A 20248-nucleotide genomic window follows, 5' to 3' on the forward strand; every position below is an offset into this window, starting at 1 on the left:
GCGTGTTACCGCCTCAGTGCCGATCGATCCCTGTAATGTCACTTTCTTTAATACGACGACCAAGGGGGAACACGCTTGGTCAGACGCGCATTTTTATGCGCAGAGCATTAGGCTCCGTACAATTAAGAAAGATCCGAACCGTGGTTTATACCATTATGCGTGGGTAATTTCTCGCTTTTTATTCGAAAAATATGCATGAATATTTAGGTTTTAGCTATGGATATGCATAATACTGCTTGAAATAGCAGCAAATCTATTCTTCCAGTGAGGGTTAATTTTGCAATATCTGTGCATCCAAAGCCATGATTCAAAGCAGATTAGCGTTTAGAATACGTTGACCGCTTCTAACCCTATGTTTTTGTGTATGAGGAATAATAGAGATGCCTACGTTTGATGTTGTTTCTGAAGTCGATGTCGTGGATGTGAAACACGCTGTGGAAAATGCGAGTCGGGAGCTGAACAACCGTTTTGATTTTAGAAATGTCGAAGCGAGCTTTGATTTAAAGGAACTGGTGGTAACCATTAAAGCGGAAGGAGGTGATTTCCAACTGCAGCAGATGGAAGACATGCTGCGTGCCGCAATGGTTAAACGAAATGTTGATCCCAAAGCGATTAAAATCGACGAAAAGGATATCCATAGAGGTAAGTCATTTAGTCGTATTGTGCGTTTTCAGCAGGGACTCGACACTTTGCTTTCAAAAAAAATAGTCAAGTTAATCAAAGAGAAAAAGCTAAAGGTTCAGGCGTCTATTCAAGGTGAAAAGGTGCGGGTTACCGGCAAAAAGCGTGACGACCTGCAGTCCGTTATCGCAATGCTAAGGGCGGAAGAGTTAGATCAAGCGCTTCAGTTCGATAATTTTCGAGATTAAAAATGACTTGAAGCGCCATTCTTTTGTTTTTCTATCAAAAGGATGGCGGTGGTACACTGTCTGAAATTGCAGTCTTAACTGCGTTTTAAGATATATCTAAACAAAACAATCGCCCGTTGGCGCCAATAACGAGTCATCTGATGCCTGATAAACGCCCCGTCTATATTCCTTATGCTGGCCCTATTCTGTTAGAAACTGCCTTACTCAACAAGGGTAGTGGTTTCTCCGAGCTTGAACGGCGAGAGTTTAATCTTGAAGGGTTGGTTCCGAGTGCTATTGAGAGCATCGAGGAGCAAGGTGAGCGTGCGTATCTGCAGTATAAAGCGTTTGAATCTGACATAGATAAGCATATCTATCTACGTAACATTCAAGACACCAATGAGACACTGTTCTATAAGCTGGTTGCTGCTCATATTTCCGAGATGATGCCGATCATCTATACGCCGACGGTTGGTCACGCCTGTGAACAGTTTTCTCGCAATTACCGTCGTTCTCGTGGCCTATTTGTTAGTTATCCCGACAGGGAGCGTATCGAAGATATTCTCAATAACTCTATTCGTCACAATGTAAAAGTGATCGTTATTACCGATGGCGAACGTATTTTGGGGTTGGGTGATCAAGGTATTGGTGGCATGGGGATCCCGATAGGAAAACTGAGTCTTTATACCGCTTGTGGTGGCATTAGCCCCGCCTACACGCTGCCCCTAGTCTTAGATGTGGGCACCAACAACCCCCAGCTCATCGATGATCCCATGTATCTGGGTTGGCGTCATCCCCGTATATCCGGCGATGAGTACTACCGATTTGTTGATGATGTGATGGAAGCGATTAAAGTACGCTGGCCTGACGCGCTGGTGCAGTTTGAAGATTTCGCTCAGAAGAATGCGATGCCCGTACTAGAACGTTATCGAGATAAACTATGTTGCTTTAATGATGACATTCAGGGTACTGCAGCGGTTACGGTTGGTTCATTACTCGCGGCCTGTAAAGCGGCTGGCAGCGCTCTGCACCAACAACGTATAGCTTTTCTTGGTGCCGGTTCCGCTGGGTGTGGGATCGCTGAAGCAATTATTGCGCAGATGGTGGCCGAAGGGATCTCAGATAGCCAAGCGAGATCACAGGTTTATATGGTCGATCGTTGGGGCCTTCTCCAAGATGGGATGCCCAATTTGTTGCCGTTTCAACAAAAATTGACCCAAAGTATCGAGTCAACCGGCCACTGGAGTGACGAAGAGGGCAATGTGTCGCTGCTCGACGTCGTGAAGCAGGGGAAACCGAGTGTATTGATCGGCGTTTCTGGGGTGCCAGGGCTATTTACTGAACAGATAATTAGAGAGATGCATCAGCATTGCTCTCGGCCGATCGTGTTGCCATTGTCGAACCCGACCAGTCGGGTTGAAGCGACGCCCGCAGAGATATTGCAATGGACACAGGGAGAAGCGCTTGTTGCTACGGGTAGTCCATTTTCGCCCGTCGCATTAGGTGAAAAGGTGTTTGAGATAGCACAGTGTAATAATAGTTACATATTCCCAGGCATTGGGTTGGGGGCGCTGGCCTGCGGTGCCAAGCGTATCACTGATAATATGTTGATGGCTGCTAGTCGCGCTTTAGCTGACACGTCTCCGCTGGCGATTAATGGCGACGGCGCATTGCTGCCTCCGATGGAAGATGTGCAATTGGTCAGCCGGAAAATTGCGTTTGATGTCGCTATTGCTGCAATGGCAGATGGCGTGGCTACTCAGATCAGTGACGACGCCCTAGAGCAAGCTATTGATGACAGCTTTTGGAAGCCGGAATACCGTCGTTACAAACGTACCTCATTCTGATCCCTCTTTAATAGAAATAGCGTGCTGATATCGATTCAGTACGCTATTTCTAATTTTACCTGGGCAGCTATTGTTCCCACGCTACCTTTTTTTCTGAAAGGTTGGCGATCAACGGAAGATAACGCTCCTCGATATCCGCTCGTTTTATCTTAAGGGTTGGGGTTAATAGATCGTTTTCTATTGTCCACTCGTCTTTAGCTACGAATATCTGAGCGATCTTTTCATGGGCTTCCAAACGTCGATTAATCTTTTCGAGTGTTGCCGATAAGCTAAGTTCGATCGCCGAGTTACTCATTTTAGTGGAGGTCTCGCTTAATACGACAACGGCGACCGGTTGCGGCATTAGCGTGCCCATGACACAGATCTGCTCTAGTAATTCGTTTTCACCAAGGCGAGACTCCAGTGGCACGGGGGCAACATATTTTCCCTTTTCTGTTTTGAATAGCTCTTTGACACGCCCAGTGATCTGATAGGCGCCTATTTCGCTGTTAAAAGTGCCCTTGTCTCCGGTACAAAAGAAGCCATCTTCAGTGAAACTGGCTTCGGTGAGTTCAGGATCCTGATAGTACTCTTGGAACAGTCCGGGGCAGCGTATCAGTATCTCTCCCTGTTTCGACAGTTTAATTTCAGTACCTTCTATAGGATTGCCGATGCTACCGATATGCAGTTCGTTGAAAGGTAGGTTACAGCAGGAAAGCCCACCGGTTTCTGTCATTCCCCAGCCTTCGGAAATGTTCATTCCCAGTTTTTTATACCAACGGAGTATTTCCGGCGATATCGGCGCCGAGCCTGAGCCGAAAACCCTGACTTTATCCAGCCCCAACGTGCGGCGTATTTTTTGCGCAACGAGGTTACCTACGATAGGGAGTGACAGAAGAAATGATAACTTCTTCGGCGACAGTCGCGCATGAATATTGGCAAGAAATTTGTTCCAAAGCCTGGGCACGGATAGGAAAAATGTTGGTTGTGCCCGGTTGAGATCTTCAATAAAGGTAGCTAACGACTCAACAAAGTAGACGGTACAGCCCGCATACAAGCTAGGACCTTGGATCACGCCTCGCTCGGTGATATGAGCTAGAGGCAGATAAGATATCACGCGATCACTATCAAGTACGCCTAAACTCAATTGGGTTTGGGCACTGGCATAGCGGTAGGCCTCGTAACTCATCACAACGCCTTTTGGGGTGCCGGTGCTGCCAGAGGTATAGATGATGGTCATCACTTCATCATCATCAGGTGTATGAAGGTCAGCAAGAGGCGGTGCCACGTTTAAGAAATTGGCCCAGCTAAAATCACATGGAACTGTTGGATAAGGCATGGCAACGGTGAGCAACTTGCTGAATGCGGTATTCTTTACCACCTCAGATAGGGCATGGCTATTGTCTAACTTACCGATAAACGCTAGCTTTACTTCACTGTGATTAAGTATGTGAGCCAGCGTTTTTCTACCGACCGTTGGATAGATAGGAACCGATATCATTCCTGCCATCATGATCGCCCAGTCAGCTATAAACCACTCTGCGCAATTCTTCCCGATAATAGCGACACGATCGCCTTTTTTTAACCCTTGATGTACTAACGCGCCGGCAAGCTGCGTTGCAGTGCTGTATACCTGTGCCCAGCTATAGTCTTGAATCTGGCCATTGTCCGGTTGGCGTAAATAGATCTTGTCGGGGTGTTGTTCGCTGCGGTGCTTTAACTCATCAATGGGCATTCTTATCAAAGTGGGTTCCACCTTATTATTCTGGATGAAAATGTACTGGCTACAGTTAGCTAGATATAGTTGCTCGGTGATGATAATGCCAATACGGAGCAGACTTAGGCAATCTGATTGCTAGACCGTGATTTGGTTCCCCGTTAACGAATGATTATTTGACCCAAGAAGAGGAAAAAATATTCTATCTTAGCCATGCTTACTACTCAGGAGAAATAGGGCGACATGACAATGAGATACACTTTTTTCGTTAGATTTATTTGGTTGATCTTAGTCGCTTCACTGCCGATCAGTGCAGGGGTATTGGGCAAAGAGCGCCAACTCGTACTTTGGTACGAAAAATTTGAAGCAGAAAGTGCGTTTACCAAGCTTGGTCAGCAATTTCACGCTGAGACCGGGATAACGCTTGTTGTGCAGCACATGCCGACTGGTGACCTGAAAGCCTCTTCGATTCGAGCTGTGGGTGAGGGCGTCGCCCCTGACATTATCTTTGCACCATCAGACTTTATTGGTAACCGTGCCATTTTGAAGTTATCAGAGATCGCTGAACCGTTTAGCCAACCGATGATCGAGGGGGCAACAAGCAGTGTGACTGATGGCGGCAAACAGTATGGCGTTCCTTTGCTATACGGCAACCACTTGATGCTCTACTTCAATAAGAGCCTGGTTGCTGAGTCTGCGAACAGTTGGGCAGGGCTTATCGCTCAACGAGAGATTGTAGAGGGGAAAGGAGCAAAGCTAATTGCCTGGAAGCCGATGGAAATGTACTGGGTGATACCATTTTTGACGGCATTTGGTGGAGTACCTGTTGATGACAGTGGCATACAACTTGGCTCGCCGGAGATTGCGAAAGGCTTAGAGTACTATCGGCAACAAACTGAACTCGGCGTTATTAACATGCGCTGTTCCTATGAGTGTGTTTATGAAAAGTTCATTGCCGGTGAGTACGCCTATGCGATCAATGGCGACTGGGCATTTAACCAGCTAAAGCAAAAGCTTGGACAAGATTTCGGTGTTGCCATGTTACCAAAGGTCGACGGCGCTCGAATGCGGTCAATGAGCTCTTCAATTACCTTGATGTTTCCGGGGGACGCCTTAAACGGACACCGAAAATCAGATATCGAGAGTTTTGTTCGGTTCATGCTGACGGCAGATGCCCAGAGAGTGATGTATCAAGAGACTGGGATGATGCCGACAACAACACAGGCGTATAGCGAGATTAAGCAATCATTCAAAGATGATCCAGATATGGCAGTGTTTTTTGCGCAGATGGAGCACACGATCCCCATGCCTCCGTCGCCAGAAATGTCCGCCGCATGGATCGGTATGGCTAAGGGAGTTGCGCTCTATATGCGAGGTAAAGCGACCGGAGAGCAGGCGGTTGAGTTTATGCAAACCCATGCTGAGCGAGAGCTGCGACGTCAGACAGAAACGCAGAAATAATGAATATTACGGATAAAGATCAACCACAGTTAAGTCGTATTTTAGTCGCAGTCATTGTTGGCTTTGCTTTGCTGCCTGCTCTGTTAATCAGCGTTGGTTTTGTATCCACCTTGCAGGAAGTTCTCGTCGATCAAAGTCAAAACCGCGCCAGGTTGCAAGCCGATGCTGTTGGTGGGCTAATTGCAGCAGACATCACCGGAACAATGGAGCGCGTCGTCGAAATTGGGAGCGACAATGATGTAGCACAAGCGTCACGAAATGGTGCTTTCGCCGGCTATGCTACTGCAAAACTCGATCGCTGGCTGGTTAGAGAGCAATCCGGCGTCGGCGCAGTGATATTCGATAGTCTCGGCGTAGCCACAGAAGCAAGTCCTATTGAGTATCTGTTGTACGACTTATCAGCGATTGATTCCCAATTGCAGGACTTTTTGAAAACAAATCTTCTCGCCGATCACACCGATGAAATCAAAGTCGATATTATTTCGTTATCGTTTGACGAAGGAGACTCTCGCTCAGTTGTCACTTTTATGACTCCACTACATCTTGTTAGCTTGAAAGATGCGCCGACCACCACTTTAACTGGTGCGTTAGTTATGTTCATTGATGTTGATGAGATGGTAGATAAGGTGTCTGGCACATTGGATGGGGCGCGATTGTTTTCCATCGTGATTAACGATCACGATGCGTATAACAGCCAGTATGATCGCGGCGACTATATTACTTACGTCGTGGAGCAGGATGCTGGTGCTGACGTATCGTTAGTGATTGAAGTCGGCGTACCGAAATCCATGGTGTCGACGCAGGTTAATAAAACCATTATTCAACTTAGCTTAGTGCTGGCAGCGCTATTGACGGCTGTCCTTATCGTATCGTTTATCGTGGCAAAGCGACTCCTAGCACCGTTTAAACAGTTGTCTAACCTTGTCGCACGTATCTCCCTTGGTGACTATGGTCAGTCTTCTGTAGACGTCCGTTACCGAGAGCCAGCGCAGCTTTTAGCCCTGGTTAATAGGCTTACCAGCCGAGTGATAGAAGATCAGGCTCAGCTAGAGTGCAAGGTTTTGGAACGTACCGAGTTGTTACGCTCAACGAATGTTGAATTGTCAGATACCCTTGAACAGTTAAGAAAGCTACAAAGCCATTTGGTGGAAACAGAAAAAAATGCTCAACTTGGCCAGTTAGTTGCTGGCGTAGCCCATGAAATAAACACGCCATTAGGTATCTCATTAACTGCCACGACGACGATGGCCGATGATCTTCGATCTATCGTGAATAGTTTTGACGCTGGAAAATTAAAACGTAGCGAACTACAGCGTTTTTTTGGGCGATCAGACGAAGTGCTCTCACTTCTCGAATATAACCTCCATCGGGGAGCCGAACTGGTTAGAACCTTCAAGGAAGTTTCTGTCGACCAGTCCAGTGGCTATCGCAGAATTTTCCGGTTGGGTACGTATGTGCGTGAGGTCGTCGCTAGCCTGCAAGCGGAAACCAAGAAGTATCAGGTACAAATAGAAGTGAAGGGCGATGAGAGCTTAGAACTTGACAGTTATCCAGGTGCATTTAGCCATATTATCTGCAACTTTGTTTTAAATAGTTTTAAGCATGGCTTTGAGAAAAACCAAATCCATCGCATAGCAATTAGTTATGAGGCAACGGCGGACAATCTAACACTGAGTTATGAAGATGATGGCGCTGGTGTCTCCGATGAGGTGATGAGTCGCCTTTTTGAACCGTTTTTTACGACGGGTCGAAACCGGGGCTGCACCGGGCTGGGGATGCATATCGTCTACAATATGGTGACGCAAAAACTAGGCGGAAAGATAACAGCCTCGCATGGTCAAAGTGGTGGTTTGCGGTTTGTAATTACGGCGCCATTAACGCCAGCTTAGCCAAGCCTATCTACGATCCGTTAATATGCATTAGACATGTCTGTTTGAGATCAAGCCTATTGCATTCAGTACTAAACTTATCGTTGTTCCACGGTAAAATGCGGTTCTGAGGGCTATATACCCAATATTTGCAACTTAAAAGCTATAAGGTTTCATCTTGTTTAAAATTTTCAGCCGGTTAGCAACGGCAACGCTGATTGTCATTTTGGGCAGCAGCATTATTTGGGCTGCCGCGCCATCAGAAATTGAGCGCGAGTTTGATGCGCTAGAAGCAGGGCAGTATGTCACTACGGCAGAATTCCAACGGCGTTTACAGTCGCTATATAACACCATTGATGTGGCCGACAAAGCGTTGTTAATGCGTTGGAAACGTCTACATTGCTGGAGCTTGGAGCCGAACGAGGTTCAGACACCACCTAAGCTCATTGCGGTGGCTACTAACTATATTGCTGAGGCTGAAGCGGCCAACGACTTGGCTGCGATAGCGGACTTCCATGTCTGTCGCGGCTATTACGAGCAAGTATATGGTGATGTCGATCTGGCCTTGCAAGATTACAACCTTGCAATTGAGCTAGTTATCAACAGCGAACATGAGCAATTAATCGCCGATGCATATTCGAGCCGTGGCGATCTCTATGCCTATCGAGGGGAATTAGCGCTTGGTCTCGGCGATCTACTTGTTGCGCAGAAGTATTACGAATCAGCTGATATCACCTATTGGATCCGGCAAAACATGGCTTCGATAGCGAATACCTACCGCCGAATAGGCAACTTTGATCGTGCGCTGGAGTATTACCAACAGTTGGAGCGTATTTTTCTTGAAGAGGACAAGGTCAGTGCCTTGTTAGAGATACGCGAACAGATTGCCTTGGTGCTTGAGGATCAAGGCCAATATCAACAAGCTTATACGCTATATAGTGATGCTCTAGATTATTATTTAGCTCAATCTGATGATTACGGCGTTGCATTTTCGCGTTTAAACATTGCCGGGGTAATGCTTGCTCTAGAGAAACCTACGCAAGCGCTTAAGCATTTGTCGTTGTCGGAGGCTATTTTCGACGAACATCCAGATTTTGGCACATCGGCATTAGTGCACTTATTTATCGGACGAGCACATTACCAGTTGGGTGACAACCAAAAGGCACTTGATTATTTTGACTTCGCTGAACCCAGCATTCGTAAAGAGAAGAATTTTCGATATTTAGCTTGGTTGCTGCAAGCAAAAGCTAAAGCCTTGTCAGCAGAGAAACGCTGGCAGGAAGCCTATGAAACCACTGAAGAGTATCAGCGCAATCATGAACAACTCGATCTTATGTTGCGTAAACAGCAAACGGTTCGAATGCAGGTTGAGTTCGATGTCGCAAGAAAAGAAGCTGAAAATGAGCGTTTGAAAGCCGACACTTTAATTAAGCAAAAGCAGGTCGAGTCGTTAGAGGAGCGACGGAGATGGCAACTGATAGTGCTGTTTCTCGGTGGCATACTTTTATTGGTTGCCTTGGTGTTTCTCATTCGACAGGTGAACAGTAAGCGGCAGCTACACCGGTTAGCATCAACTGATGAGCTTACTGGATTACCTAACCGACGTGACATCCTTCAACGTGGCAAAGAGATGATCGATCATGCGAGAGCTGAACACGCGCCGTTTTCAGTTCTGGTGTTTGATATTGATTACTTTAAACGCATAAATGATACCTATGGCCACCACGGTGGTGATGAAGTGCTGCGACTGATTGCACCAGCATCATTGTCCGTCATGCGTTATCAGGATCGAGTTGGCAGAACAGGGGGAGAGGAGTTTTTAGCGCTATTACCCGGAGCCGGACTGGATCATGCGGCAAAGGTTGCAGAGCGGTTGCGTCAAAAGATCTCAGATATTGATACCGCGACTATTGCCGTTGATATGAAGGTTTCAGTCAGTATTGGGGTGGCGCAATTAACAGCAGATGACAGTAATTTGTCTGAACTGATCCAACGGGCGGATAATGCACTATATCGCGCCAAGGAAAATGGACGTGATTGCGTTGAAATTGAACGCTAGAGCGCCCGATTGCAAAGCGATATAAGTCATCGGCAACTTTCTATCGTTATTGTCTATCGACAAGGCACCATGTGTAGTTATGCAGGGCCTTGTCTAATAGAGGGATGGCCGCTGTTCGCAGGTTGGCTTACTATATGCGCTGAAAGTCTCTAAGTGGCATCCGTTAATGATAGTTTCCCCATTGAATAAGCTTGTCTGTCCGCTATGTGCAAAACCATTGGTCGCTGAGCCCTCGCGTTTGGTTTGTGGTACTGGCCATAGTTTTGATAAGTCACGTAATGGTCATGTGAATTTGCTACCGGTGCAAAACAAACGCAGCCTTTCCCCTGGAGATTCTAAGCAGATGGTGCAGTGGCGCCACGCCTTTTTGGCTGGTGGGTATTACGATGCGATAGCTGAAAAAATCAATGATCTTGTAAGCAAACAGCTCACTACTCGTTCTTCGCTAGAGAGTTATACAGTGATTGATGGCGGGTGTGGTGAGGGTTACTATTTGACTGAATTAGCCACTCATCTGCGCCGCTTATCACTGGCGACAGAGGTGCTTCTCTGCGGATTAGATATATCAAAATGGGCAGTGCAAGCTGCAGCCAAACGCGACAAATCGATTCAATGGATTGTAGCGAGTAATAAGTCTATTCCCGTAAATAGGGCGAGTACTGACCTTATTCTTTGTGCATTCGGCTTCCATTGCTATGACTCTTTTGCTGATACGCTTAAATCCGGTGGCGTGCTAATACTGGTTGATACGTATGAAGATCATTTGATCGAAATGCGGAAGTTGCTCTATCCGACAATTAAACTGTTTCAGCCGGCGTCCAATGATGGGGCGATAGAGGCTGGTTTTTCGCTGTCTCACAGTGAGCGACTGACAGTGAAACGTGATCTGCCTAGTGTAGATATTGAACGGTTGTTGGGAATGACGCCACACATGCATCGCGCACCGAAAGAGGGGATAGAGAAGGTGACCTCACTTGAGCATTTAACGCTGACTATTGACGTTTCTTTTCGCGTGTTTATCAAAGATTAGGAAAAAATCAAGGGGCAGCACCTCGCCCCTTTAGGCGCTACATGGCGTCAAGTACCATCTGCAATGTCACAACGCCATTAAAGGCGGGTGGATCCTCATGGGCATTACTATCGGCACAAAACCAGATTGAACTGGGCCACTTAGGAATGGCGCAGAGTAATTGATAATCGGTTGAATCCCCTTTGCCAAGCACATAGCAACTGCTAGGTAACCATGCGTTAAAGCTTGATGGCGCATCGCCATCGACGCTGAGCTCTATATCAGTTGGCGATACCTGATCTAGGTTTAGATCGCCTGATGTTGGAATCTCAAATATTTTTGAGGCACCTTGTGGACCTGCTAAGGGGAGTTCAGCGCTTGATAAACCGCCGATATACAACTCGACAAACATATCAGAGTCAGCATTTGCCTCTGTAGCAGTTGAAACAATCAACATGATTTTCGTTATGGGTACAGACATTGTATATCTCCTTTTACTCTATGGTAATGCTGCGGGGTGATGAAGCTGCCTAATCAGTCAAATCTACGGCTTGTTGTAAGTTAGGGCTTTGATGGGGACGCTTGTAAGGCCAAGCCACAGCGATGTTGCCTCTGGCAACCTATTGGTAAGTCATGACTGATGAAGCAATCGGCATCGGGTAGCGAGGATGTGGTAGCTAATACCAATATTTTGTCGACGGGGTTAGACATTCGTTATCATCCCTAATTAATCGAATCACTCTAAATATAGACTCGGTTTGGGAAACCCTCCCAGCTTTATTTTTTGGCCTGACCTGAATTTTCGTTATCGCTAAAGGAACCGTGGCGCCTCATCGTTGGATTAAGTAAACTAGCGAAATATACAAGGGAAAGCGGCCCGTTTAATGCCGCATACTATGTGAGTGTCTATTTTTTGTTAGGAAAAAAGTTGAGCGAGCAGAAAATACTGAAGTTCAGACTGTCTTCAGTATGCTTTTGTGCCTTGTTGTTAATCTTTTTTACTAGCATTCAAGCTCACGCAACCTCTTCTCATTACCATAGCCTATTGACTGAGGCTGAAGCCCTTAGCCACTCAGAACCAGCCAAAGTGCAAGCGCTACTTTCTGAATTAAATAGCAATTTCGACCAGCTGTCGCAAAAAGAGCGGGATAGGTTACTTTTGGTCGACGCACATCAGTTGATACTGAAAGGTGCTTATGAACACGCCAAACAGAAAATCAATTCCCTGTTTTATCACGACCTCGCTACCGAGCAGATGATCCGCGCCTATTCGTTGTTGTCACAGATGGCTTACGTGGAGAGTGACTACGAGCGAGCGTTTCGTTATCTGAATGAGATGTTGCCGTTAGTCGAGTTAACCACTGATATTGCCTCACAACAAATTGTGTACAGTGTTGCTGCCGAGCAGTTCATCGGTGCCGGAGACCATGAGAAAGCCAAAGAGTACGCATTAAGTGATGTGGCTATTGCCAAGCAAATCGGTACGGATAAAGCGCAATGTGACGCACTGATTGGTTTGATGTTTGTCTATCAAGAGATGAAAAATGATCTGGCGGTTGAAGAAACTTACAACCAAGCGTTGAAGTTTTGCGAGGCTGGCAATGAGGTGCTTTATCTGGGCATGGCTAAGCTGACTTATTCAGAAATGTTGTCTTCCCGTGGCGGTTATCAACAAGCTTATGAGAAAGCACTTGAAGGTCTGGCTCATTTAGAAGCTGTTGACTATCGCTGGGGGATCATTGAGTCGAAGTTGCAGATAGCAAAGCTATTGGTATTAATGGGCGATGATCAGGCTGCTGAGCAATTGTTAGACATCGTTGTGCCTGAGGCTGAACGATTTGAAATGCTAGTTGAGTATGCAGATGCATTGCTATTGTCCGCTGAACTAGAAGAGAAGAAGGGCAATCACAAGGCTGTGGCGGAGTATTATAAAAAGCAGCGGATTATTTCCAACCGCATTATGGATGATGCAAAAGCTCAGCGCATGGCCTTTTTACAAACTCAATTTGAAACCAATGAAAAGAATCGTCAACTCGCGTTGTTGGAAAAAGAACAACAGCTTTTCGAGTTGCGTGAGTCAGCCAGTAGCCAGCGGTTATGGATATTGGGTTCGGTTTTGGCCGTGACTGTCGGCGTCTGTTTACTGCTCTTCTACCTGATGACCCGTTATAAAAGTAATAGTCATCAGTTCCGGCATTTGGCATCCGTGGATGGATTAACCGAGATCTATAATCGTCGACACGGATTGGAAATTGCTGAACGGGTATATGCTTCTCATCAAAAACGTAGTTTACCTTTTACCGTCATCATGGCTGATATCGATTGGTTTAAACAGGTAAATGACACCTATGGTCATGCTGCCGGTGATCGCATGTTAAAAGCAGTTGCAAGCCAATTACGTAGTAGTATTCGACAAAATGATATTTTAGCCCGCACCGGCGGTGAAGAATTTACCCTATTTTTGCCCGGGGCGAACAAAGCACAAGCGCAGGCAGTGATAGACAGATGTCGTTTGTCTATGGTGCCAGTTCATGAACAGGGACGTATGGTTACCGTTACGCTTAGTTATGGTGCTGCAGTAGTCGATGAGGCCGATAAAACGGCATCGTTAGATAAGTTGATCGACTGTGCGGATAAAGCACTCTATTCAGCCAAAAGAGCAGGGCGCGATCGGGTCGAATTCTATCAAGCGCCATTGAACCCCGTCTTAACCACGCTCTCCGATTAGTCTCTTTATCATTAGCGCTGCGATGGTATATTTTTGTTTGTCCTTCTTATAATAATGAATTTAAACCAGTTTTTGCTTATTTAACCTTGCTCTACCGAGTAAATGTCGCTAGTTTTGACTAGGTAGATCGTAGTGCGGTTATTAAATATTCTTGCACTATTCATAGATTTGAGAGATGAACCATTGACGGAATAAGGAAGGAACTATGTCCAAATTAATTGATTTCATGCATAAGCTAGGATCTGATGCTTCGTTTGCTACTGCATACCAATTAGAGCCTGAAAAGTTAATGGCTGATGCTGAGCTATCGGCTCAAGAACAGCAGCTGTTGTTAGCCCAAGATGTTGCTGCTTTGGAAGCGTTAACCGGGTTACAGGCCAAGGCCAACCCCAAGAAAACAGTAAACTCGTACGCGAAATAGATGCGGTATTTAATGCTTATTGCGGTGTTCATTTATTGGACACCGCTAGCTGGTTATTGTGCCGACGAAACCAATACCGAGCAATTGTTGCTTACCGCTGAGCGATTGCGTGTTAGCGATACAGGGCAAGTGAAAGTATTGATTGAGCGACTCGAAGCATCTGCGGACTTAACACCAGTGCAACGTGACCGACTATCATTATTGCAAGCACATCAGCATACTTTGTACGGACGATATGAGTCCGCAAAGCATATTATCTCAGAGCTGTTTTATTCTGATCTCAAACCCGCACAAGAATTGCGAGCTTATCACCTTCTTAGTCAAGTCGCGGATCTAGAAAGTGATTATGGCCGAGCGTTTTCTTATTTAAATTATGCGTTACAACTGTTGCCTAAAGTAAATTCTGAAGATGCTCAGTTATCTGTTTTAACATTGGCTGCCGAGCTGTTTTCCCGCGCTAGTGCTCATGATAAGGCGTTGCAATATGTCGAGCAGGCGGTGGCAATATCGACGATTGCGGACGGCGTGACAGATGGCGAACGTTGTATGGTCGCGAAGGCTGCTTCGGTCATCTACCTCAACATGTCTCGGTATGACGCCGCATTAAAAACAGCAGAGCAACAGTTAGGGTATTGCCAGTTATCTTCAGAAAAGCTTTATGCAGCCAATGCCCACAGCGTGATAGCGGATGTTTATGTTAATCGCTTAGCTTATGAGCAAGCCTTGGAGCACTACGAGCTGGCGGAAAATGATTTTGTTGAGCTCAACTACCTCTATGGCGTGATAAATACCCGTTTAGCCAAAGCCAGTTTGGCCGTCGAACTCGGTACGCCAGCAACATCATTAGCGATGTTAGCATCCTTGATCCCCAACGCGATAGAAAACAATCTTTGGGACGAGCTACAACAACCTTTTCTGCTTGCTGCTGAGTTAAGTGAACAGCAAGGGGATCTGAAATCCGCACTTATCTACTATCGCCAGTATATGATCGCGGTGCAGAAAGTGATGGATGACAACAAGGCGATGCGTATCGCCTACCTGCAAACAGAATTTGAAACTGAGCAGCAAGCGCAACAACTAGAGCTGCTAGAAAAAGATAAAGTACTGCTGACGTTACGTGAGAACGCTATCAATCAACAACGTTGGTTATTGGCCTCTATTTTGGCTGGTGCAGTATTACTACTGATTGTGCTGTTGATGCTGCTGACGCGCTACCGGCAACGAAATCTATATTATCGTCAGCTTTCCGAAGTTGATGGTTTAACGAAAGTGTTTAACCGCAGACATGCTTATGAGCATGGTGAGAAACTGCTTAAGTCCAGTTTGGCTTGTAGCGAACCCTTTGCAGTAATTATGGCAGATATCGATCACTTTAAGGCTGTAAATGACACTTATGGTCACCGTATCGGCGATCGCGTTCTACAAACGGTAGCGAATCAGCTAAAAGAGGGATTACGCGGTCATGACATTATCGCCAGAGCCGGTGGCGAAGAGTTCGTGTTGTTTTTACCACGGGCCAGTTATCAGCAGGCGATGCATATTGCTGAGCGCTGCAAAAGTGCCTTAAGGCCTATTCAGGCTGAAAACAGGACTGTCACGATTACATTAAGCTTCGGTATATCGGTTGCTGAAGGGCAAGCTATTACGTTAAGTGAACTGGTAGAACAAGCCGATCAAGCGTTATACGCGTCGAAAAATAGTGGACGTAACCGCATCTCTTTGTACCGCGAGATTGAAGAGAGCCCGGCGAAGAGCGACAAGGAGTTAGCCATTGTTAAAGGCGAATAATTTGCTTAGAGGTAAATTGGTGATCACTGGGTTTGGGATACAGCTAGGTCGTCATTTGACTAGACGCGTCGAGTCGGAACTTGATAAAGCAGATGTCGTGTTGGCGATGATGGATGATTTTTCGTTGACCTGGTTAAAAGGCAAGTATCCGGCGTTGATAGACCTTTCGCTGTTGTATGGCAAAGATGGAGAGAAAGATCGCAGGCAAACCTATCGGGAAATGGAACTCGCAATACTGGAGCCTTTACGAGCAGGAAAGAATGTATGCGCTATCTTTTATGGTCACCCGGGGGTTTTCGCTGATGTGCCTCACGCCGCTATTAAGCAGGCGAGGGAAGAGGGCTATGAAGCTATTATGGAACCCGCGATCTCTGCAGACGCCTGTTTGTATGCTGATCTAGGTTTAGATCCTGGCATGAGTGGTTTGCAGTCCTATGAGGCGACACAATTCTTAGTTTATCAGCGACCGTTAGATCCGTCGGCGTTGGTGGTGCTTTGGCAAATTGGTGTGGTTGGCGATCTGACGTGCACTCAGTTTCACACTTATAGCGATCGTGTACAGGCACTCGTGACCAAGTTGTTGCGTTGGTATGAACCAGAACATGAAGTGATCCTTTATGAAGCGGCAGTTCTACCCATAGAGGGGTATCGCGAAGAAAGGTTGCCTTTATCTGAATTACCCAATGCCAGTTTTAAAACTATTACTACCTTAGTGATCCCGCCTAAACTCGAGTGGCTAGCGGATCATGAAGCATTAGCATCGCTTGGCGTGACTGAAGATGCCCTGTTGTAAGTAGCTATGCCTGAAGCAAGTGATATATTGAATCAACGAATTTGGCAGGTCGTCTCGGCAATTCCCGTTGGTACGGTCGCTAGCTATGGCGATGTAGCAAAGCGCGCTGGGTTGCCTGGCTATGCGCGATATGTAGGTAGAGTACTGCGTAATTTGCCACCGTCTTCAACTTTGCCCTGGCATAGGGTGATTAAAGCCGATGGGCGGTTAGCCTTTATGTCGGGCTCAGAGTCTGAACGTCGTCAGATAGCCTGCTTGACAAAGGAGGGGGTGCTGGTGAAGCGAGGGCGCGTCGATATGAAGCGATATGCTTGGCACCAATAGCCAGTTTTATGTCTGATTTGCTATTGGCACCAAGCATGGCATTAGCTCTTTGAAGCGGGGATTAATTCCAATTCAACTCTGCGGTTACATGCGCGACCATCTTGCGTGTCGTTGCTACACATTGGCATACGCTTACCGTAGCCTTGAGCGTGCATTTTCTGGCTCTCTACACCAACACCACGCATATATACCAGAACAGCCATAGCTCGTTCATTGGATAACCGATCATTTATTGCATCTGAGCCTGTGCTGTCAGTGTGGCCACTGATAACCAGTTCGGTGTCATCGAACTCACCGAGTACCTTAGCTACGCTATTGAGCGGGTTGTAAATGGCTGGACTCAGGCTGGATTTACCTGTTTCAAATGCGATTTGATCACGCATAATTAAGCGTATGCGGTCATCTTCTCGCTGCACCTGAACACCACTATTTACCAACTCCTTGCGCAGTGCCGCCTCCTGTTCGTCTAGTTGATAACCGATGGCGCCACCTGTTGCTCCCCCGGCCACACAACCGATCGCCGCGGCTTTTTTATCTTTAATCATGGCACCAAGCAGTGCACCGCCAGCACAACCTAAAAGCGCGCCTTTCGTGGTTGAGTTAGTTTCTTCTTCCCCTGTCATGGCGTTTTGCCGTGTTGTCTGACAGCCAGAGAGCGCTAATACAGATATCAAAATTGTAGAGGTTATAACTGAACGCATATTTAAAGCCTTAAAATACAAATAGATGATTTAAAATTTATAACAAAATCGTTTTCTAATTAGAAAAATGGGCAGGCCATATCAGATTTGAACCATACCATGACAAAAGTGTTGGATAAAGTTGGGAGAAACAGCCTAGTTTACCTTTTTGTTCGAGTCTTTTAGTTGCATAAAAGTTCGCAGAAGTTGGCTTGCCTCTTGTTTTTCTTTCGCTGTTAATGGTTCGTAGCCTCTTGGGTATGGCCAGCCGTATCCCCAACGAAATTGCGTGGGTAAGAAAGGAGTACCTCCAATACGTACACCGTTTAGCATGAGCTCGGCAACCATGGGTTCACCGATATCGGCGACACAGTGTTTTAATGCTAAATCAGCTTCGACACGTTGCTTCGATGTTCCGCCCATCCAGTAGGCAATGTCGTGAGATTCACAACAGGCTAGCCAAAGCGTTCGTTGCATAAGTGTACCGTCGGGGAAGAGGCTGCATCCATCAGTTGTGAATGGCTTCAATTCAATGGTGTTGGCAAAGCCATTTGGAAGCAACAAGACTAACAAAGCGATCACTTGTGAGGTGGATAACAGGTAACGTACTAGCGGCATCGGTACCTTCCTTTTACTTCGGCGGGCATCATCTTCATCTGCTGAGTAATCATTGCTTCGAATACCCGATAGAGCGGCTGCGTATTGAACTCTTCTAAGTGTTCAAGCGTGCAAGCTACGGCCTCGAGTGTTGACAGCTGTTCCTGTTTAGGGGCTTTTCTTATGGTGTATTGTGACTCGCTGGCGGTGCTTAGAACAAGACTTCTAAATTGGGCTAGCCAAGGGTTGTGATGGTAAAGTTTCAGCGCTTTACGCCAAGTTCCATCGAGTACGATGATAGCTTGTGGCTGGCGCAGAGCAACAGTGGCGCCCCAATGTTCTACTGAGATTGAGCTGTCAGTGGGAAACAGAACCGCGACGCTTGTTCCTTGGGCCGCCTGTTTAACTATTTCATCTCGTAGTGAGGTGAAATCGCTTTCCGATTCGCCAACCACCACTTTGATATTACTAAGCGCCAGTTGCAGCAGTCGTACAGTGCCTTTCGCCTTATTAACCTCACTCGGGTGCTGCAAAACGTAGACCTGCGTTTTGTTTTGCGTTCGAGATACCCAAGCACAAACGCAGGTCTTGCGCGGATAGTGGCACACCAAACAGCGCTGTCGTTTCTCTTCAGGTTGCTTGGGCATCGACTACTGACAACCTTCCACGTGTGCCGGTATGGCTTGTAGTTTGCTTTGGTACTCTGTTGAGCGGAACAGGTCGCTGAATCCTTCTGCCAGAGTTTCAGGTTGTTGCGCTAGCTGGTATTGCCAAGACGCGAGTGACGCGCAGAGCGCACCGTTACTTTGGCATGCTGCTTCTAGTGTATCGGTGTCAAAGCTTGCCGCCCAATCGGCGAATGGCAAAGCCGCTGGCAAAGCTTGTGGCGCATCTCTACCGACCTGTCGAACTAACTGCTGTTCGAACTGAAGCTTCCAACTGCGTTGCTCTTGGCGTGCAACCGCCAATTGCGCCAACTGGGGATAGCGCATCTGTAACCAATGTCTCGACCATTGTTCTAATGCCAACTGCTGTTCTGTAAATCGGTCGAACTGAGATAATAGACACTGCTTGTTTAAGCCAGATTGATATTCGCCTACTGCTGCTGGCGCTGCGGCGACCAGGTAGCTTAGATCGGTGTCACCAGACGGTCTTAACTGCGCATGAAACTTCGCTTTACTGTCAGGGACTATCGGCATTGCAATCTCGGATTCCGCAACGATAGCTTGTTGGCTTCGCATCGACCTTTTCGCGAGCGTTACCTCGCCTGGGCCTCCGCCGGTATTTTGCGGTACCGGCTTAAGTTGTGCTACTTCGTCAAAACTCAGAGGCATGGTTTCGGATGGTGTCAGACTGTCCACGATCGCCCATTCGCTACCGCGATAGATCACCGATACCAGAACGAAGCTGGCGGCAATGGCTAACCAGCGCCACTGAGGAGAGCGTCGCCGCGCGCTTTTATGAGCCATGCTGAGTATGCTTTGCTCGAGATCAGCTGGCATCGATGGCTGAGCCGTTTGTTCCTTCTGGAACTGCTGAGATATTGGATGATCGCCATCCAGGTACTTTTCGAATTCATAATCAGGCCTCTGCATATTGGGCCTCCAGTGTTGAACGAAGTTTTCTAAATGCCAGTTTTAGTCTGCTTTTTGCTGTTTCATAACCCACGCCGGTAATATCCGCGACTTCCTGTACACTCATGCCTGATTCTTTGAGCAAAAATGCTTCTTTTTGAACGAAAGGCAGTGCGGCAACTTGCGTCATCAAGGCGCTGGCGGTTTGTTCACTGGCTAGCCGCACTTCGGGCCCTGTGGTGTAGAGCAAATTATCATCCAGCGATTCGCTGGGCTTCTGTGTCCGCCAGTGGTCGATCACTTTACGACGACCTATGGTGAACAAGTAGGTTTGAAACTTTGCTGTTGGTTGATAACTTGCAGAGTGCCGAATAACGGATTCCCATGTTTCTTGGCATAGTTCATCTGCTAACGCGCCCGGCAGCTGTTGCCTTAGAAAGCCGTATAGACGCTGTTTATAACGACTGAACAGTCGATTAAACGCGGTCGAATCACCTTTGGCGAAACGCAGCATCAACTGTTCATCGGTGACCATCTCGGTCATTGCACCTGCTC

At 46.9% G+C, this 20248-nt stretch carries 18 protein-coding genes; 11 read left to right on the forward strand and 7 right to left on the reverse strand.

Annotated features, from left to right (window positions below):
* The first annotated feature begins 380 nt into the window (after positions 1 to 380).
* On the forward strand, positions 381 to 869 hold the full coding sequence (locus tag EXY25_RS02050) for a YajQ family cyclic di-GMP-binding protein (RefSeq protein WP_130565546.1): 489 nt from the start codon (positions 381 to 383) through the stop codon (positions 867 to 869).
* A gap of 137 nt (positions 870 to 1006) precedes the next feature.
* Positions 1007 to 2695, forward strand: coding sequence for an NAD-dependent malic enzyme (locus EXY25_RS02055; RefSeq protein ID WP_130566024.1), 1689 nt, complete (start codon positions 1007 to 1009; stop codon positions 2693 to 2695).
* A 67-nt stretch (positions 2696 to 2762) separates the two neighbouring features.
* Here EXY25_RS02055 and EXY25_RS02060 read toward each other — a convergent pair whose 3' ends face one another.
* Complete coding sequence (locus tag EXY25_RS02060; protein WP_130566025.1) at positions 2763 to 4409, reverse strand: AMP-binding protein; 1647 nt, start codon at positions 4407 to 4409, stop codon at positions 2763 to 2765.
* Between the two features lie 231 nt (positions 4410 to 4640).
* Here EXY25_RS02060 and EXY25_RS02065 point away from each other — a divergent pair, with 231 nt between their 5' ends.
* The 4 genes from EXY25_RS02065 to EXY25_RS02080 all read left to right on the forward strand — a co-directional run bounded on the left by EXY25_RS02065 (position 4641) and on the right by EXY25_RS02080 (position 10809).
* Positions 4641 to 5852, forward strand: coding sequence for a sugar ABC transporter substrate-binding protein (locus EXY25_RS02065; protein WP_165419223.1), 1212 nt, complete (start codon positions 4641 to 4643; stop codon positions 5850 to 5852).
* Positions 5852 to 7741, forward strand: a complete 1890-nt coding sequence (locus tag EXY25_RS02070; protein ID WP_130565548.1) for a sensor histidine kinase — start codon at positions 5852 to 5854, stop codon at positions 7739 to 7741. Before EXY25_RS02065 ends, EXY25_RS02070 begins: the two co-directional genes overlap by 1 nt.
* A 157-nt stretch (positions 7742 to 7898) precedes the next feature.
* Positions 7899 to 9779: a tetratricopeptide repeat-containing diguanylate cyclase gene (locus EXY25_RS02075; protein ID WP_130565549.1), complete on the forward strand. Its 1881-nt coding sequence runs from the start codon at positions 7899 to 7901 to the stop codon at positions 9777 to 9779.
* A gap of 166 nt (positions 9780 to 9945) precedes the next feature.
* Positions 9946 to 10809 (forward strand): putative RNA methyltransferase, encoded by an 864-nt coding sequence (locus EXY25_RS02080; RefSeq protein ID WP_130565550.1) that lies wholly within the window; start codon positions 9946 to 9948, stop codon positions 10807 to 10809.
* Between the two features lie 37 nt (positions 10810 to 10846).
* Here EXY25_RS02080 and EXY25_RS02085 read toward each other — a convergent pair whose 3' ends face one another.
* Positions 10847 to 11269 carry a hypothetical protein gene (locus EXY25_RS02085; protein WP_130565551.1) on the reverse strand — a complete coding sequence of 141 codons (423 nt, stop codon included), beginning with the start codon at positions 11267 to 11269 and terminating at the stop codon, positions 10847 to 10849.
* Positions 11270 to 11716: 447 nt separating this feature from the next.
* Here EXY25_RS02085 and EXY25_RS02090 point away from each other — a divergent pair, with 447 nt between their 5' ends.
* The 5 genes from EXY25_RS02090 to EXY25_RS02110 all read left to right on the forward strand — a co-directional run bounded on the left by EXY25_RS02090 (position 11717) and on the right by EXY25_RS02110 (position 16842).
* Positions 11717 to 13516, forward strand: coding sequence for a tetratricopeptide repeat-containing diguanylate cyclase (locus EXY25_RS02090; protein ID WP_130565552.1), 1800 nt, complete (start codon positions 11717 to 11719; stop codon positions 13514 to 13516).
* 205 nt (positions 13517 to 13721) lie between these two features.
* Complete coding sequence (locus tag EXY25_RS02095) at positions 13722 to 13937, forward strand: hypothetical protein (protein ID WP_130565553.1); 216 nt, start codon at positions 13722 to 13724, stop codon at positions 13935 to 13937.
* Entirely contained in the window at positions 13938 to 15725 is a 1788-nt protein-coding gene (locus EXY25_RS02100) for a GGDEF domain-containing protein (RefSeq protein ID WP_130565554.1), read from the forward strand.
* Entirely contained in the window at positions 15709 to 16518 is an 810-nt protein-coding gene (locus EXY25_RS02105; RefSeq protein WP_246019476.1) for an SAM-dependent methyltransferase, read from the forward strand. Before EXY25_RS02100 ends, EXY25_RS02105 begins: the two co-directional genes overlap by 17 nt.
* A 6-nt stretch (positions 16519 to 16524) precedes the next feature.
* Complete coding sequence (locus EXY25_RS02110) at positions 16525 to 16842, forward strand: MGMT family protein (RefSeq protein ID WP_130565555.1); 318 nt, start codon at positions 16525 to 16527, stop codon at positions 16840 to 16842.
* A 41-nt stretch (positions 16843 to 16883) separates the two neighbouring features.
* On the opposite strand, the gene EXY25_RS02115 is transcribed toward EXY25_RS02110, so the two are convergent.
* From EXY25_RS02115 to EXY25_RS02135, 5 genes are all read right to left on the reverse strand, one after another.
* Positions 16884 to 17543, reverse strand: a complete 660-nt coding sequence (locus EXY25_RS02115) for a YiaD family glycine zipper/OmpA-like lipoprotein (protein WP_114336668.1) — start codon at positions 17541 to 17543, stop codon at positions 16884 to 16886.
* Positions 17544 to 17678: 135 nt separating this feature from the next.
* Positions 17679 to 18140, reverse strand: coding sequence for a hypothetical protein (locus EXY25_RS02120; protein ID WP_165419224.1), 462 nt, complete (start codon positions 18138 to 18140; stop codon positions 17679 to 17681).
* Positions 18131 to 18766 (reverse strand): tRNA-uridine aminocarboxypropyltransferase, encoded by a 636-nt coding sequence (locus tag EXY25_RS02125; protein ID WP_130565556.1) that lies wholly within the window; start codon positions 18764 to 18766, stop codon positions 18131 to 18133. Before EXY25_RS02125 ends, EXY25_RS02120 begins: the two co-directional genes overlap by 10 nt.
* A 3-nt stretch (positions 18767 to 18769) precedes the next feature.
* On the reverse strand, positions 18770 to 19714 hold the full coding sequence (locus EXY25_RS02130; protein WP_130565557.1) for a hypothetical protein: 945 nt from the start codon (positions 19712 to 19714) through the stop codon (positions 18770 to 18772).
* Entirely contained in the window at positions 19701 to 20237 is a 537-nt protein-coding gene (locus tag EXY25_RS02135) for a sigma-70 family RNA polymerase sigma factor (RefSeq protein ID WP_130565558.1), read from the reverse strand. The genes EXY25_RS02130 and EXY25_RS02135 overlap by 14 nt, the downstream gene beginning before the upstream one ends.
* Positions 20238 to 20248 lie beyond the last annotated feature (11 nt).

This window comes from Corallincola spongiicola (genome assembly GCF_004284785.1).
GTDB lineage: Bacteria > Pseudomonadota > Gammaproteobacteria > Enterobacterales > Neiellaceae > Corallincola > Corallincola holothuriorum.

Excerpts from the sequence above, each read along its gene's own strand:
- EXY25_RS02065 (WP_165419223.1), top strand. The coding sequence starts at position 4,641 with ATGAGATACACTTTTTTCGTTAGATTTATTTGGTTGATCTTAGTCGCT.
- EXY25_RS02070 (WP_130565548.1), top strand. The coding sequence starts at position 5,852 with ATGAATATTACGGATAAAGATCAACCACAGTTAAGTCGTATTTTAGTC.
- EXY25_RS02095 (WP_130565553.1), top strand. The coding sequence starts at position 13,722 with ATGTCCAAATTAATTGATTTCATGCATAAGCTAGGATCTGATGCTTCG.
- EXY25_RS02085 (WP_130565551.1), bottom strand. The coding sequence starts at position 11,269 with ATGTCTGTACCCATAACGAAAATCATGTTGATTGTTTCAACTGCTACA.
- EXY25_RS02080 (WP_130565550.1), top strand. The coding sequence starts at position 9,946 with ATGATAGTTTCCCCATTGAATAAGCTTGTCTGTCCGCTATGTGCAAAA.
- EXY25_RS02100 (WP_130565554.1), top strand. The coding sequence starts at position 13,938 with ATGCGGTATTTAATGCTTATTGCGGTGTTCATTTATTGGACACCGCTA.
- EXY25_RS02060 (WP_130566025.1), bottom strand. The coding sequence starts at position 4,409 with ATGCCCATTGATGAGTTAAAGCACCGCAGCGAACAACACCCCGACAAG.
- EXY25_RS02135 (WP_130565558.1), bottom strand. The coding sequence starts at position 20,237 with ATGACCGAGATGGTCACCGATGAACAGTTGATGCTGCGTTTCGCCAAA.
- EXY25_RS02115 (WP_114336668.1), bottom strand. The coding sequence starts at position 17,543 with ATGCGTTCAGTTATAACCTCTACAATTTTGATATCTGTATTAGCGCTC.
- EXY25_RS02050 (WP_130565546.1), top strand. The coding sequence starts at position 381 with ATGCCTACGTTTGATGTTGTTTCTGAAGTCGATGTCGTGGATGTGAAA.
- EXY25_RS02130 (WP_130565557.1), bottom strand. The coding sequence starts at position 19,714 with ATGCAGAGGCCTGATTATGAATTCGAAAAGTACCTGGATGGCGATCAT.
- EXY25_RS02120 (WP_165419224.1), bottom strand. The coding sequence starts at position 18,140 with ATGCCGCTAGTACGTTACCTGTTATCCACCTCACAAGTGATCGCTTTG.
- EXY25_RS02110 (WP_130565555.1), top strand. The coding sequence starts at position 16,525 with ATGCCTGAAGCAAGTGATATATTGAATCAACGAATTTGGCAGGTCGTC.
- EXY25_RS02125 (WP_130565556.1), bottom strand. The coding sequence starts at position 18,766 with ATGCCCAAGCAACCTGAAGAGAAACGACAGCGCTGTTTGGTGTGCCAC.